General features: G+C 44.6%; 14 protein-coding genes. 9 read left to right on the forward strand and 5 right to left on the reverse strand.

Annotated features, from left to right (window positions below):
- Positions 1-241: 241 nt before the first annotated feature.
- Both AAE02nite_RS08565 and AAE02nite_RS08570 read left to right on the forward strand, forming a co-directional pair.
- A complete protein-coding gene (locus AAE02nite_RS08565) occupies positions 242-1,099 on the forward strand; it encodes a porin family protein (protein ID WP_146897082.1) in 858 nt (285 codons plus the stop codon).
- A gap of 184 nt (positions 1,100-1,283) precedes the next feature.
- Positions 1,284-1,610: a nucleotide pyrophosphohydrolase gene (locus tag AAE02nite_RS08570; protein WP_146897085.1), complete on the forward strand. Its 327-nt coding sequence runs from the start codon at positions 1,284-1,286 to the stop codon at positions 1,608-1,610.
- 5 nt (positions 1,611-1,615) lie between these two features.
- Here AAE02nite_RS08570 and AAE02nite_RS08575 read toward each other — a convergent pair whose 3' ends face one another.
- A complete protein-coding gene (locus AAE02nite_RS08575; RefSeq protein ID WP_146897088.1) occupies positions 1,616-2,338 on the reverse strand; it encodes a 2-phosphosulfolactate phosphatase in 723 nt (240 codons plus the stop codon).
- A 104-nt stretch (positions 2,339-2,442) separates the two neighbouring features.
- Complete coding sequence (gene gcvT / locus AAE02nite_RS08580; protein ID WP_146897091.1) at positions 2,443-3,534, reverse strand: glycine cleavage system aminomethyltransferase GcvT; 1,092 nt, start codon at positions 3,532-3,534, stop codon at positions 2,443-2,445.
- Positions 3,535-3,746: 212 nt separating this feature from the next.
- On the opposite strand from gcvT, the gene AAE02nite_RS08585 reads away from it, so the two are divergent.
- From AAE02nite_RS08585 to AAE02nite_RS08595, 3 genes are all read left to right on the forward strand, one after another.
- The gene (locus AAE02nite_RS08585; RefSeq protein ID WP_146897095.1) at positions 3,747-4,106 is read left to right on the forward strand and encodes a CZB domain-containing protein; all 360 of its coding nucleotides are present in this window, start codon (positions 3,747-3,749) and stop codon (positions 4,104-4,106) included.
- Between the two features lie 116 nt (positions 4,107-4,222).
- Positions 4,223-5,731: a sensor histidine kinase gene (locus AAE02nite_RS08590; protein ID WP_146897098.1), complete on the forward strand. Its 1,509-nt coding sequence runs from the start codon at positions 4,223-4,225 to the stop codon at positions 5,729-5,731.
- 4 nt (positions 5,732-5,735) lie between these two features.
- Entirely contained in the window at positions 5,736-6,170 is a 435-nt protein-coding gene (locus AAE02nite_RS08595; RefSeq protein WP_146897100.1) for a response regulator, read from the forward strand.
- Positions 6,171-6,239: 69 nt separating this feature from the next.
- On the opposite strand, the gene rnhB is transcribed toward AAE02nite_RS08595, so the two are convergent.
- Positions 6,240-6,851, reverse strand: coding sequence for a ribonuclease HII (rnhB, locus tag AAE02nite_RS08600; RefSeq protein ID WP_146897103.1), 612 nt, complete (start codon positions 6,849-6,851; stop codon positions 6,240-6,242).
- Positions 6,852-7,085: 234 nt separating this feature from the next.
- On the opposite strand from rnhB, the gene AAE02nite_RS08605 reads away from it, so the two are divergent.
- Positions 7,086-7,403 carry a DUF485 domain-containing protein gene (locus AAE02nite_RS08605; RefSeq protein WP_146897106.1) on the forward strand — a complete coding sequence of 106 codons (318 nt, stop codon included), beginning with the start codon at positions 7,086-7,088 and terminating at the stop codon, positions 7,401-7,403.
- A gap of 17 nt (positions 7,404-7,420) precedes the next feature.
- Positions 7,421-8,995 carry a sodium:solute symporter family transporter gene (locus AAE02nite_RS08610; protein WP_146897109.1) on the forward strand — a complete coding sequence of 525 codons (1,575 nt, stop codon included), beginning with the start codon at positions 7,421-7,423 and terminating at the stop codon, positions 8,993-8,995.
- 151 nt (positions 8,996-9,146) lie between these two features.
- Here the strand turns inward: AAE02nite_RS08610 and AAE02nite_RS08615 are convergent, their stop codons facing one another.
- Positions 9,147-9,953 (reverse strand): hypothetical protein, encoded by an 807-nt coding sequence (locus AAE02nite_RS08615; RefSeq protein ID WP_146897112.1) that lies wholly within the window; start codon positions 9,951-9,953, stop codon positions 9,147-9,149.
- A gap of 255 nt (positions 9,954-10,208) precedes the next feature.
- On the opposite strand from AAE02nite_RS08615, the gene acs reads away from it, so the two are divergent.
- The gene (acs, locus tag AAE02nite_RS08620) at positions 10,209-12,107 is read left to right on the forward strand and encodes an acetate--CoA ligase (RefSeq protein WP_146897116.1); all 1,899 of its coding nucleotides are present in this window, start codon (positions 10,209-10,211) and stop codon (positions 12,105-12,107) included.
- A gap of 71 nt (positions 12,108-12,178) precedes the next feature.
- Here acs and AAE02nite_RS08625 read toward each other — a convergent pair whose 3' ends face one another.
- Entirely contained in the window at positions 12,179-12,886 is a 708-nt protein-coding gene (locus AAE02nite_RS08625) for a hypothetical protein (protein ID WP_146897119.1), read from the reverse strand.
- 320 nt (positions 12,887-13,206) lie between these two features.
- On the opposite strand from AAE02nite_RS08625, the gene AAE02nite_RS08630 reads away from it, so the two are divergent.
- Positions 13,207-13,830 carry a 3-keto-disaccharide hydrolase gene (locus tag AAE02nite_RS08630; RefSeq protein WP_146897122.1) on the forward strand — a complete coding sequence of 208 codons (624 nt, stop codon included), beginning with the start codon at positions 13,207-13,209 and terminating at the stop codon, positions 13,828-13,830.
- Positions 13,831-14,188 lie beyond the last annotated feature (358 nt).

Genomic DNA, 14,188 nt, shown 5'->3' on the forward strand with positions numbered 1-14,188 from the left:
TAAATATTCAGCGGTCAGAAAAAAGGAGACGCAAGTGAGAACGTCCGTGCCAGTAGCACTACTATGTAAAATCCCCGGTAGCGATATAAGTGGATAATAAAGGAGTTAGGTTAAATACAACCAAGTATTTACTACGACATATGCTTGGTTCGCCATTATAAAATATATTTGCTACTATTATTAAAATTATTCAATATTTAGGCTACTTTTATTTCTCAATAAAACCTATAAAATTAAATAGTTGTCTAGTTTAAGTACTTCCGGCCGCACAATCTTTATTATTTTTCTTTCATTATTTTTTGTACAAGCTGTTTCTGCTCAGAATAAATTATATTTAGGTATAAAAGCGGGTGGTAATTTTTCGAAGATTACCCGGGGTGAGCACTCTTTTAATAGTACGGATCGTCAAACCAGTAATGCCGCACGCTTTGGTTCTAATTTAAATCCTGAATTTGGTTTAGTTGCAAACTACGCCTTCAGCGATAGTCTCTCTTTTCAACCGGAAATTCTGCTGGTAAAAAAAGGCTACCAAGCATTCGGCATTTATAACCAGGAGAATGGTAAAGCCGACAAGAATAGTTACGAAGAATGGGTTAATACGCACATAGAAGTGCCTTTACTGGCAAAAATTGCATTGGGCAACAAAAATACTAAGTTCTTTTTTGCCGTTGGCCCTTCTTTTTCATTCTGGAACAGCTCTTATTATAACCGCGACTCTACCGGTTCCAAGACTGTGAAAGAAAAATTGAATGTAGAGCACCGGTTCCGGCAAACAGTCCCCCGCGTTTTAGATACCGTTACAGTAAACGGCAAAAAGCAGGTTAGAACTATTTCTTACGATAGCATTACGGTAAAAGCCCGGCAGGAAATAAGCGCTGTTTTTGCGACTGGTTTTCATTATAAGCTAAAAAATAAGAGTATGCTTGTTTTTGATTTTCGCTATTATTATGGCTTAACAAATCTGTACAGTTATTTAGAAGATAAACGCCCATTAAATTTCGAAAATGGGGTTCCGCCAACGAAACAGCCGGCCAAAACCGAAGAATTTAATCGCCGGTTCTCTTTTTCGGTTAGTTATTTATTTTCTTTCAAGAACTAAATACTTTCTTTTGCCGCAAAATATTTAGTTATGCCTTATCGATAACTACTCTCTCTATGGCGCGGATGTACTTCCGTGCTTTCTCTGAATAGCAAACCGAACACGGAAGTAAATCCGCGCCAGAAAAGGCCGGCAAATTTGATGTAACGAAACCCCAACTATCAACTAATTACGAAAGACTACCATGACCATACAGGAAGCGCAGCAAACCGTAGACAACTGGATAAAAGAAAATGGCGTGCGGTATTTTAACGAACTCACCAATATGGCTATCCTGACGGAGGAAGTAGGCGAAGTAGCGCGGATTATAGCGCGGCAATACGGTGAGCAATCGTTTAAGAAAAGCGACGAAGGCAAGCAGTTGGGCGATGAACTGGCCGACGTATTATTTGTAGTAATATGCCTGGCTAACCAAACCGGGGTAGATTTAACCCAGGCGCTGGCAGCCAACCTGCAAAAGAAAACTACCCGCGACCGCGACCGGCACCATCAGAACGATAAACTGAAATAATTAAATTATTCTACCGGCAGGCTTACGAGCGGCACCAGGCTGTCGCCGGCCAGTACCGGTACTACTTCGTACACATCTTCGCGCAGGCAAAAAGCTACATCTTCGGTAATATCAAAATTTTTGAGGCGCTGCACGTGCGAGGAGTTAGCCAAAAAGCCGTTCATATCAGACTGAGCCAGCCGGTACAGGTGTTGAGCCGCCAAAGTAGCATCGTTGGCCGCTGTAAAAGAATCTTTTAAGCGTTCGGCCAGGGCACCGGCAAATAGCGTATCTTCCAGGTTAAAATTACCTTTCCAGCCGGCACAAACCACCAGCACATCTTTGCCTTCGGCTTCTAAAAACTCGGCCACTTTGCCCACGTTCAGGAAAGCGCCGGCCAGCACCTTATCGGCGGCAGCCGAAAGCCGGATGGCGTGCGTACCGTTGGTGGTAGTCATAATTAAGGTTTTGCCTTTAATGCTTTCTTCCATGTAGCTGAACGGCGAATTGCCCAAGTCAAAACCTTCAGCTTTGCGGCCGTCGCGTTCGGCGGCCGTTAAGTAGCCCGCTTGTTTCTGCGTCAGGCAATCGTTTAAGGTACTAACCGGAATGATTTTTTCGATGCCGTGCGCAAAAGCCGTTACCATAGAGGAGGTAGCCCGTAACACATCAACCACTACGGCCACTTTGCCGCTTAAATTATACAGGTGCAGCAACTCCGGGCTAAAACAAACATCAATTAATGGCATATTCTTAACGGGCAATATTGGGCGAAAAAATCCGCCAACTAATTATTTAAAATTTATTTAAAAGAAAAAGCAGCCCAGGCCTTTATTCCCGGGCTGCTGCTGTTTTACGCACCTTTGTAAAAAGGTAATTTTATAATATTGGCTTTCAAGGATTTATTCCGTACTTTAATAAATATTTCGGTACCGGGTTGGGTATAGGCGGTTTGTACATACCCCAGGCCTACGCCTTTGCCCAGAGAAGGCGATTGGGTACCCGAGGTTACTTCGCCAATATTTTCGCCGGTTGCATTGGTAATTTCGTAGTGGGCGCGCGGAATGCCCGGCTCGGCCATTTCAAAACCAACTAATTTGCGGGTAACGCCGGTTTCTTTTTGCTTTTTTAATTCTTCATCGTTGGTAAAGGACTTCGTAAACTTGGTAATCCAGCCTAAACCGGCTTCCAGCGGCGAAGTAGTGTCGTTTATATCGTTGCCGTACAAACAATACCCCATTTCCAGGCGCAGGGTATCGCGGGCTCCCAGACCAATGGGTTTAATGCCGTGCGGCTCACCGGCTGCCATTATTTTATCCCAAACGGTCTGGGCATGCTGGTTAGGTAAATAAATTTCGAAACCACCGCTTCCGGTATAACCGGTAGCCGACACCATTACGTCGGGCACACCCGCAAATTCGGCAATAGCAAAAGTGTAATAGGGCATGCTGCTTAAATCCAGCGCCGTTAAAGGTTGCAGCGCTGCTGCTGCCTTGGGGCCCTGTACCGCAAACAAAGAAGTGTCATCGGAAATATTAGTTAGCTCGGCCCAGCCGGTATTATGCTGGTTCAGCCAATCCCAGTCTTTCTGAATATTAGAGGCGTTTACTACCAGCATGTACGATTCAGGAGCCAGGTAATATACTAGCAAATCGTCTACAATACCACCCTGGTTGTTCGGGAAGCACGAATATTGCACTTTGCCGGGGCTAATTTTGGCGGCATCGTTAGAGGTTACCCGTTGAATTAAGTCCAGGGCAGCCGGGCCTTTTACCAAAAACTCACCCATGTGCGATACGTCGAAAATACCCACCGCCTTGCGTACGGTATGGTGTTCGTCTAAGTCAGAAGAATACCGCACGGGCATGTTATAACCGGCAAAAGGCACCATCTTAGCGCCAAGCGCCACGTGCACATCGTTTAGGGCAACTTTCTTTAGTTCCATAGAATTGGGGTTAACTGGCCAAAGCTGCCGCAAAAGTAAATTATTTTAATCAGGTTCGGAAAAAGGTTTAGCAGATATATTTCCGGCCGCCGGGTTTCTGCACAAACCCTAAACAGGCGAAAAGAGTAAAATATGAAATCATTCTTTTACTTTTGCCAAACCAGCGGCCCCTTTGCCTTCGGCAGAAAACCGGCCCGGTAACTATCCTTCCCATGAGCGACCTGAAATATGTATTCGAATCGGCTAAAATCAAGCACTTTGTTTTTAAATCGAAGGTAAAATCTTATTTGTACGGTTCCAACACCCCCCTGGAGCCCATCTTGAATTACCGGCAGTGTAGTTTCGGACAATGGATTTATGATGTTGGTCTGCCCCGTTTCGACCATTTACCCGAAATGCACCAACTAGAGAAAGTGCACCGCGATATTCATGACCACGCCATCTACCTGGTTAACCTGAAACAAGCCGACCGGACCGAAACAGCCCTGGCCGGGTTACCCAAACTGGAGCAGCTAGCCGACAGCATTGTAGAATTACTAAAGCAAATCCAGGACAAAGCCGAAATTGATTAAGACCGCTCATCCCATTTATTTCGCTCCTGTAAAACATTTTTAAACTATCTTGCTGTAACATGCTGCCGGAAGCAGGCCGGTAAAATATTGCCGAACGGCTTGGGTAATTAAACTAAATGAAATTATCGACTAAAATTTTTGCGGGCTACGTAGTAATTTCCGTTATTTTTTCGGCCGGCATTTACAATAATTTCCGCCTGTCCGATGATGTACTGGCCAATAGCCGGTACGTGGCTCAATCGCAGCTGGTAATCCGTACCTCCTCGGCATTGCACCGGAATATTATTGACATGGAATCTGGCATGCGCGGCTACTTGCTTACCGGCAACGAAGTATTTCTGGAACCCTACCACCAGGCGCAGCATAATATACCAGCTTTGTTTGAAGACCTAGCCCGGATGACAAAAGACTCACCGGTACAACGCGAATCCCTGAAACAGGTGCAGGTGATTCAAGACCGGTGGCATCGCACATTCGCCGAAAAATTAATTGCCGAGAAAAAAGCCAATACCAGCAATCCAATGGCAGGTTTGCAGCATTTACCCAGCGCCAGTGAGGTAATGAACCTCAAGGGGAAGCAAATGATGGATGATATCCGCCAGCTATTCCGGAGTTTCAACGCCATCGAGTACAAAATACGCGACGCCCGCCGCACCATCCTGGACAATAGCATTAACCGGGCCCGGATTATTTCTACCACCCTAACGGTTATTTCTATTTTGCTGGGGCTAAGTTGGGCTTATTATATTTCCCGGTTTATTTCCCGCCGCATCATGACCATGGTTAACCTGGCCAACCGCATTGCACGTGGCAATTACCGGAACCAGATAGAAGACAAAACCCACGACGAACTGAGCTATCTGGCGCTATCGCTGAATAAAATGGCCGCCACCATTCACCGCACCATTAGCGAGCTCGAAGGCAAAAACAAAGAGCTTGACCAGTTTGCCTACGTGGTATCGCACGATTTAAAAGCGCCCTTGCGGGGCATCGAAAATGCTTCGCGCTGGATTGAGGAAGATATGGGCAAAGATTTACCCGATAATATTCAGGAATATTTAATGATGATGCGCCTCCGGGTACACCGTATGGAAAACCTGATTAACGGCATTCTGGCGCTATCTAAAATTGGGCGGGGCAAAGAAACGCAGGAAGTAGTAGACGTGCAGCAATTACTGGTTGAAACCATTGACATGGTAGCCCCTCCGCCCGAAATGAAGATAGACATTGGCCCGGGAATGCCGGTATTATTTACGGCCCGGGTGCCCTTGCAGCAGGTATTTTCGAACCTTTTGAGCAATGCCATTAAGTACCACGATAAAACTAACGGTCACATTTGGGTAAGCTGCCTGGAAGAAGAACAATATTACCGGTTTTCCGTTACGGATGATGGGCCGGGTATTGATCCGCAATATCATGATCGTATATTTGTCATCTTTCAGACCCTGCAGGAGCGGGATGCAATAGAAAGTACGGGCGTTGGTTTGGCCATTGTAAAGAAAATTGTTCAGCGGCACGGCGGCACGATTGCGGTAAAATCGGCTGAAGGCGCTGGCGCCACTTTTACATTTACCTGGCCTAATACCAATACCGGCAAATCTGAAAATAACACGATTACAGCTTAATATTATGGATTCAGAGGCAAGTATATTATTAGTAGAGGATGATTACCTGGACATCAGAAACGTGGAGCGGGAATTAAAAAAAATAAACGTAAACTTGCCATTACACATTGCCCGCAACGGCCGCGAAGCTTTGGATATGCTCCGGGGCGAAGGCTACCCTAAAATTGAACCGTTGCCGAAAGTAGTTATGCTGGACATTAACATGCCCAAAATGAACGGCATCGAGTTTTTAACCGAAATCCGGCAAGACCCGGTGCTGCACGATTTAAATGTTTTTATCATGACCACTTCTAACGAAGAAACCGATCGGTTTGCGGCCAAAAACCTGAATATCAGCGGTTACATTGTAAAGCCATTAACTTTTGATTCGTTCGGTGGCAAAAGTGGCTCTACCATCGACAGCTTCAGCTTGTTTCTAGACTTATTAAAGATTAAATAAACCGACGTATATACCGAAAAACAGAAAAGCCTGCTTATTTGCAGGCTTTTCTGTTTGAAGAACGGATGCCTATTTTATAATCTGTGCTGCCTCAACTACCTCCTCCGGCAATAACCGGAAAGTTAAGCGGTGGTGTGGTGACACACCGTGTATCCGGATGGCGGCGCGGTGTTTTATAGTAGGATAACCGGCGTTTTGCTCCCAACCAAAATGCGGATAATCCTGACCCAATGTTTGCATTAAATCATCGCGGTACGTTTTGGCCAGCACCGAGGCCGCCGCAATCGAAAAATATTTGCTGTCGCCTTTTACAATGCAGGCGTGGTCGATAGCCGGATAAGGATTAAACCGGTTTCCATCAACAATTAAATATTCCGGCACTACGGCTAATTGGGCGACGGCCCGGTGCATGGCCAGAAACGAAGCGTTCAAAATATTAATTTGGTCAATCTCGGTGTGCGATACCTCTCCTACGGCCCAGGCAACGGCTTCCTTATAAATCTCAGTTCGCAATATTTCGCGTTGTTCTTTGATTAGCTGTTTCGAATCGGTGAGCAGCGGGTGGTAATAATCGGGCGGTAAAATAACGGCCGCTGCCACTACCGGGCCGGCCAAACACCCCCGGCCGGCTTCATCCAGGCCGGCCTCGTAAATTTTACCACTGTAATTTGCCTGTAACATTTTCCGGAAATAAATTTATAATAATCATATACACTGGCCTCATCCGATAGGCCAAACACCCGGTTAGGCGAAAAAATTCTGCCTTCTTCGGTTTTAAACTGGTGCAAATCCGATTCTAATTTATCATATTTAGGGCGCTATATAAAAGATTAGCCAAGTTCTTATCTTTCCAGCATACATTTTTTAGCTTTCTGAATTAAAATTTAAACGCCTAAATAGTTAAAGTTTAATTACATGCCCCATATCCAACCTCCGTCCGCCCACGAAATAATTGAAAGTCCCGAATTTAAGAAATTGGTCAGTAAGCGCTGGTCGGTTTCGTTAATACTTACTTTAATTATGCTGGCCGTGTACATCGGTTTTTTGCTGGTAGTAGCTTTTAGCAAAGAATCGCTGGCCGCTAAAATCAGCCCGAACCTGACCTGGGCTATACCCATTGGCTTGGGCCTAATTCTTTTTGCCTGGGTATTAACCGGCATTTACGTTTACTGGGCCAACAATAACTACGACGAAGCCGTGCAGGAATTAAAAAACAAAGTACTCAACTCTTAATCCTAAATATTTAACGTATGCCCCTCCCCACCCTGCTGTTACAGGCAGCTCCCACCACGTCAACCTTAGGAACCGCCAACCCGGTTTCCATCTTAATGTTTTTCCTGTTTGTGGCCGTTACCATGTATATTACTTACTGGGCCGCTAAAAAAACCAAAACGGGCTCCGAGTTTTACGCCGCCGGCCGCAACATTTCGGGCTTTCAGAATGGTTTGGCCCTGGCCGGCGATTACATGAGTGCCGCTTCTTTTTTAGGAATTGCCGGCATGGTGGCTACCAAAGGTTACGATGGCCTGATTTATTCCATTGGTTTTTTGGTAGGCTGGCCCCTGATTATGTTTCTGATTGCCGAGCCCCTGCGCAACCTGGGCAAATATACTTTTGCCGATGTGGTGGCTTACCGCTTAAAACAACGGCCCATCCGGATTGTATCGTCCGTTGGCTCGCTGCTTACCATTGCTTTTTACCTGATAGCCCAGATGGTGGGCGCCGGTGGCCTAATTCAAACTTTATTTGGGCTGCCCTACGAAGTAGCGGTAGTAGTGGTAGGTATTGTAATGACAGCCTATGTATTGTTTGGCGGCATGCTGGCTACTACCTGGGTACAAATTATTAAAGCCGTTTTATTACTTTCCGGCGCTACGGTGCTGGTAATTTTATCGCTAGCTAAGTTTGGCTTTAGCCCGGCTAATTTATTCAGCTCGGTAACCCAGCAATATGGCGATGCCATGCTGGCACCCGGAGGTTTTATCAGCAATCCCTGGGATGCCTTGTCGTTAGGGCTGGCTTTGATGCTGGGAACCGCCGGTTTACCGCATATTCTTATGCGTTTTTATACCGTACCGGATGCCAAGGCGGCCCGGAAATCGGTTTTTGTGGCTACTGGTTTTATTGGTTATTTTTATTTACTCACGTTTTTAATTGGTTTTGCGGCCATGGCCCTGGTGGGTAAACCGGTTATCGAAGGCATTGATAAGGGTGGCAACATGGCGGCTCTTTTACTGGCCGAACAAACCGGTGGTACCGCTTTCCTGGGCTTTATTGCGGCCGTCGCTTTTGCTACTATTCTGGCCGTAGTGGCCGGTTTAACGTTATCGGGTGCCTCCAGCATTTCACACGACTTGTATGTACACGTAGTTAAACACGGGGTCTCCGATGAAAAAGGCGAAATGAAAGTGGCCAAGCGGGCCACCATCGCCTTAGGTGTCCTCTCTATTTTACTGGGTTTGGTATTTAAAGGGCAGAACGTTGCCTTTATGGTGGGGCTGGCTTTTTCGATTGCGGCCAGCGCCAATTTTCCCGCCCTGCTCATGTCTATTGTCTGGAAGCGTTTTACTACCCAAGGGGCTGTGTGGAGTATTGCCACCGGCGCCGTTCTTTCGTTGGTATTAATTGTACTCAGCCCTACCATTTGGGTCGATATTCTGCACAACGAAGAAGCTATTTTTCCGCTGAAGAACCCGGCCCTGGTTTCAATGTCCTCCGCCTTTTTCGTGGGAATTGTCGTTTCTTTATTACAACCCGAAAAATCGGCCGCTTTAAAATTTGAAAGCGAAAAACTGCGGACTTATTTAGGAATTGGTGCGGAGTAGTGCGTAATATTTATTTAATTTCTGTTGGAAAAGAATAAAGACCCAGCAAGACTACCTTCCTGAGTTAGGAGGGGAGCCTTGCCAGGTCGTTTAGCTATTTCAAAAATCAGATAATTAACTTCCGTACTTATAAAGAATAACCCTGGTTTTACTATTTTGTACTCAAAGCTTCTTTAGAAGATTTAGGGCTAAGTTTCTGGAATGTGTTGCCCCATTCAGACTTTCCACCATTTGACCACGTTGCTGAACCCGTTGATATGAGTTTGTCACCCTGAACTTGATTAGTTACTTCTATTTTTAAGTTCGGGTCAATTGGCAACGTTGCTAAAATAATCTTAGGAAGTGTCTTGTTATTGGCAGTTGTATAGGAGCCTAGCATAATTTTGTCCAATTTTTGTCCTTTTATTTCGACATTCATAAAGTGAGTAGGCGATATTATTTGAATCTGCTTTATACCAGTTTCATCCATTACTTTATTGGCTCCATCCATGCGGTAACTGGATATTAAATCCCAGGTTCCAATAATAGATTTGTTGGTATTAACTACGCCCGGCACCTTTTTGTACACCTCGTCAAAATAGGCCTTTCTACCATCGTCTGTAATCAAGGCACCCTTCATGTAAAATTTATCTCCTTCAACTCTTACTGTATAATCTGTAGTTGCTCCCTGCACCTTTTCCACATACTTGTTTCCGGTTAAAGTATATTCTCCAAAGTTTGCCCCCTGACTTACAGTATCTGATGCTATATTTTTTACAATGAACATCCAGTGCGTAGGCGTGATAATTTTATATTGTTTAATTTTGCTCACATCTGTTTTAATGGGTGAGCCATCAAAATTAGTTCCGGTCTGGGATATCATTTCCCACGTATCTTGGATCTGAGGGGCTTTTTGGGCGAACAACTGGAACACTATGCAAAATAACACTACCATGGTAATTATAAATTTTTCTTTCATAATGATTTTAGGGGTTAGATGTGGTCGAATAGTACTAAAGTAGTAAATATTTTAATATTTCCAAGTTTATTTTTAACCTATTAATAGAATTGAGTTATTTATGCTTTAAAGCCAGTTAGATTACATATTTTAAAATTTTTCAATAGAAAGCCTTTATTCTTTTCCGTTTATTTTAAAATAAAATTTGCTTTACTTTAAAAGTCATATACAAGCCAAACATAAAAATTCAATTACTTTAAGCATTAATTAGCCACCATGAGTTACACCATTAAATCTTTTGACGAATACCAACAGGCTTATCAGGAAAGTATACAAAATCCGGAAGGTTTCTGGGCGAATATTGCCGAACAGTTTACCTGGCAGCAAAAATGGGACAAGGTGCTGGACTGGAATTTTGAAGAACCCAATGTAAAATGGTTTATTAATGGTAAACTAAATATTACCGAAAACTGCCTCGATCGGCATTTAAAAACCCGCGGCAATAAACTGGCCCTTATCTGGGAGCCCAACGACCCGAAAGAGCGCTATGTGCGCTATACGTATCGCGAACTGCACGAGAAAGTTTGCATGATAGCCAACGTGTTACGAAATAATGGTGTAAAAAAAGGCGACCGGGTTTGTATTTACATGCCTATGATTCCGGAGCTGGCGTTTAGTGTGTTGGCCTGCGCCCGGATAGGTGCCGTTCATTCGGTAATATTTGCGGGCTTTTCGGCTACCTCTATGGCCGACCGGATCAACGATGCCCAGGCTACGGTGGTATTAACCTCCGACGGCTTAAACCGCGGCACGAAGCAAATTCCGGTGAAACGGGTAGTAGACGAAGCCATTGCCACTTGCCCGAGCGTACAAAAAGTAATTGTGGTAGAACGGACCGGCTGGGCGGTAAATATGGAGGAAGGCCGCGACGTTTGGTTACACGAAGAATTACAGAAAGTAGATAAAGATTGTACGGCCGAAATAATGGACGCCGAAGATCCACTGTTTATATTATATACTTCCGGCTCCACGGGTAAGCCCAAGGGCGTGGTGCATACCTGCGGCGGCTACATGGTTTATTCCGATTATACCTTCCGCAATGTTTTTCAGTACCAGGAAAGCGATGTTTACTGGTGTACCGCCGATATCGGCTGGATTACCGGCCACACCTATCTCCTGTACGGCCCGCTATTAACCGGTGCTACCACGCTTATGTTCGAAGGCATTCCTACTTTCCCGGATGCCGGCCGTTTCTGGCAGGTAGTAGATAAGCACGGTGTTAATATTTTCTATACCGCCCCTACGGCCATCCGGTCGTTAATGGCGGCCGGCCTCGACCACGTTTTATCTTACAGCCTCGATTCTTTAAAAGTACTGGGCTCGGTGGGTGAACCGATAAACGAAGAAGCCTGGCACTGGTACCACATCCACGTGGGCAAAGAACGCTGCCCGGTAGTAGATACGTGGTGGCAAACCGAAACCGGTGGCATCATGATTTCGGCACTGGCCCACGTAAGCCCGCTGAAGCCCAGCCACGCGGGTTATCCTTTACCGGGCATCCAACCCATATTGGTAGACCAGAGCGGCGAAGAAATAAAAGAAAACGAAGTAGAAGGCTATTTATGCATGAAGTTTCCGTGGCCCGGCATGATCCGGACAACCTACGGTGACCACGAGCGCTGCCGCCTGAGCTACTTTGCCGCCTACAAAGGCTTATATTTTACCGGTGATGGTGCCAAACGCGATAAAAACGGCATGTACCGCATTATCGGCCGGGTAGATGATGTGATAAACGTTTCGGGGCACCGCTTTGGCACCGCTGAAATCGAGAACGCTATTAACCAGAACAAACATGTGGTAGAAAGCGCCGTGGTGGGCTACCCGCACGAAATAAAAGGCCAGGGTATTTATGCCTTCGTTATCTGCAACCACGATGATCCGGGGAACGAGCAATATCTGCGCGACGAAATTATTGAAAGTGTGGTAGCCGAAATCGGCAAAATAGCTAAACCCGATAAAATCCAGATTGTGAATGGGCTGCCTAAAACCCGGTCGGGTAAAATCATGCGCCGCATTCTGCGCAAAGTAGCCGAAGGCGAAACTTCTAACCTCGGCGATACCTCAACCCTCCTGGACCCCAACGTAGTAGATGAAATTATTGCCGGAGCACTGTAGCTAAGAAAAGATTTTTAAAATAAAAGGCCGCTGGTTTCAGCGGCCTTTTGTGTTTACGACAAGCAGCTATTTTAAACAAATGCCCCAGCAAAAGATAGCACATATAAAATAAAAGCAATAGAAGTTAGCAATATTAAACCCGATAACAGTATTCCTGTTATTGCAAATCCTTTGCCTCCGTACTCATTCGGTGCCTGTTTAATTTTTGCCAGTCCTTTTATACTGGTAATTAATCCGGCAATTATTAATATAACCCCTAAAAGTAAAGGTGCAGCACTACTCAACAACACACTTATTAAGCTGGTAAGTATTCCGCCTAAACTTAACAAAAAACCAATTTTAGCAAGTTTATGAGTCGGTTTGGCATCATCCGCAATAGCCAACAATTTTTTATTTAAGCTATTCTGTTTTCTGCTTATCTTTTGCGGCAGTTTACCTGCTGGCCGGGGAGGTATTTGTAGAATCTTAGAATTTTCAAGCTCAGCTGGCATTATTCCCGCCTGGGCGGGTGAAGCAGAGGCTTGCATTTCAGAGAACCTGGAAGCTGAAAAAGATGAAGCAACCGGAGCATTATTATCGGCTGCGCTTGATTTAGTAAGCCTATTTGTTTCGGAGGCCGAAACAAAAGTTTTCTGTTTAGGTGCCTGCTCCGGCTTAAATTTTTCCATATTACGAAATCTACCTGTTTCTTGAGGCAAGAAAAAAACCCGTTTGGAGGAACATCCGAAACACCAGAAAAGCAAGCAAATAAATATAAATTGGGTAAAAAGTTGCTTCATATAATTGTTAGTTAAATAATTTTTTATGGAGGGCCAATTAATCAGATATTCTTTTATTCCTGAAAATGAATTGGTTTAGTATAGTGTAATATACCTAAGGTATAAGAAATTATTATTCAATAATCAGCGGCTATAAAAATCCCCAATTAATTTTTACTCCTGAGAACTTTAGAAGGAAAGAACCGCTATGCAGAGAAGAGGGCGCTAAGAATATTTAAAACCATAAAATTATTACTGGATAATTTTATTTGTCGCTATTTTACTAACCTTAATTTGTATTAGTAATTTAGTACGCGCACAAGATAACCTTTATATTCGGTATGAATATTTTAACAGAAGCTGAAAAAGCTGCCGGCTGGAAACTCCTGTTTGATGGCCAAACCACCCACGGCTGGCGCAACTTTCATCAGGATACCATCACCGGCTGGGAGGCCCGGGATGGCACCTTGGCTACACCGGGCAAGCAAGGTGATATTATTTCAGAGAAACAATTTTCGAATTTCGAGTTAACCTTGGAATGGAACTTAAGCTCGCAGGGCAACAGTGGCATTTTCTTTTACGTGCAGGATAATCCCCAGTACGGTGCCATTTGGCATACCGGCCCGGAATTTCAGTTGATAGATGACTTTAATTATCCCAAGCCCTTGAACGAGAAGCAGCATACCGGCGCCAATTACGACATGCAGGCTCCAGTTAAATTAACCGCCAAAAAGCCGGGCGAGTGGAACCAGACGCGCATCCTGGTAGATAAGGGCCACGTTGAACATTGGCTTAACGGCGAAAAGGTAGTAGCCTATAATTTTGATTCACCGGAATGGCAGCAGCAACTGGCGGCCAGCAAATTTGCTACCCATGATTACGCGAAGGTGCGTCGCGGCCACCTAGCCCTGCAAGATCACGGAGATCCGGTTGCCTTCCGTAATATCAAAATCAGGGAACTATAAAGCGCTTGTGCTTACTTCGTTTCTCCCCTTATCGAACTTTTAAAATATAAAAATTTAAAATAATGACGTATTGTGCCATCTGATTGGCTTTGGTAACATCAGATTACCCATGTTCAGTAATGTTTTGTTCAGCAGCGCTATTAAACTAAAGCTGTTATTCCGAGATTCCGGAAATTCCGTGATGAAACTTGTTAGCGAATTACAGACGCACCATTATCTTGCTGATATTTATTTGCCTATTCTATAAATTTTGCTTCAACCAAACCATTATATTGGGTAACGGGTCATTTATTACTGAAACTACCTGAAATCACCCCATAATTTTTTGAGCACTAGTCGGCTGAGAGATATTATTTTA

This window comes from Adhaeribacter aerolatus (assembly GCF_007991635.1).
Classification (GTDB): domain Bacteria; phylum Bacteroidota; class Bacteroidia; order Cytophagales; family Hymenobacteraceae; genus Adhaeribacter; species Adhaeribacter aerolatus.

Coding starts and splice junctions, on each gene's coding strand:
- AAE02nite_RS08610 (WP_146897109.1), top strand. CDS start 7,421: ATGCCCCTCCCCACCCTGCTGTTACAGGCAGCTCCCACCACGTCAACC.
- AAE02nite_RS08575 (WP_146897088.1), bottom strand. CDS start 2,338: ATGCCATTAATTGATGTTTGTTTTAGCCCGGAGTTGCTGCACCTGTAT.
- acs (WP_146897116.1), top strand. CDS start 10,209: ATGAGTTACACCATTAAATCTTTTGACGAATACCAACAGGCTTATCAG.
- AAE02nite_RS08605 (WP_146897106.1), top strand. CDS start 7,086: ATGCCCCATATCCAACCTCCGTCCGCCCACGAAATAATTGAAAGTCCC.
- AAE02nite_RS08590 (WP_146897098.1), top strand. CDS start 4,223: ATGAAATTATCGACTAAAATTTTTGCGGGCTACGTAGTAATTTCCGTT.
- rnhB (WP_146897103.1), bottom strand. CDS start 6,851: ATGTTACAGGCAAATTACAGTGGTAAAATTTACGAGGCCGGCCTGGAT.
- AAE02nite_RS08570 (WP_146897085.1), top strand. CDS start 1,284: ATGACCATACAGGAAGCGCAGCAAACCGTAGACAACTGGATAAAAGAA.
- AAE02nite_RS08630 (WP_146897122.1), top strand. CDS start 13,207: ATGAATATTTTAACAGAAGCTGAAAAAGCTGCCGGCTGGAAACTCCTG.
- AAE02nite_RS08625 (WP_146897119.1), bottom strand. CDS start 12,886: ATGAAGCAACTTTTTACCCAATTTATATTTATTTGCTTGCTTTTCTGG.
- AAE02nite_RS08585 (WP_146897095.1), top strand. CDS start 3,747: ATGAGCGACCTGAAATATGTATTCGAATCGGCTAAAATCAAGCACTTT.
- AAE02nite_RS08615 (WP_146897112.1), bottom strand. CDS start 9,953: ATGAAAGAAAAATTTATAATTACCATGGTAGTGTTATTTTGCATAGTG.
- AAE02nite_RS08595 (WP_146897100.1), top strand. CDS start 5,736: ATGGATTCAGAGGCAAGTATATTATTAGTAGAGGATGATTACCTGGAC.
- gcvT (WP_146897091.1), bottom strand. CDS start 3,534: ATGGAACTAAAGAAAGTTGCCCTAAACGATGTGCACGTGGCGCTTGGC.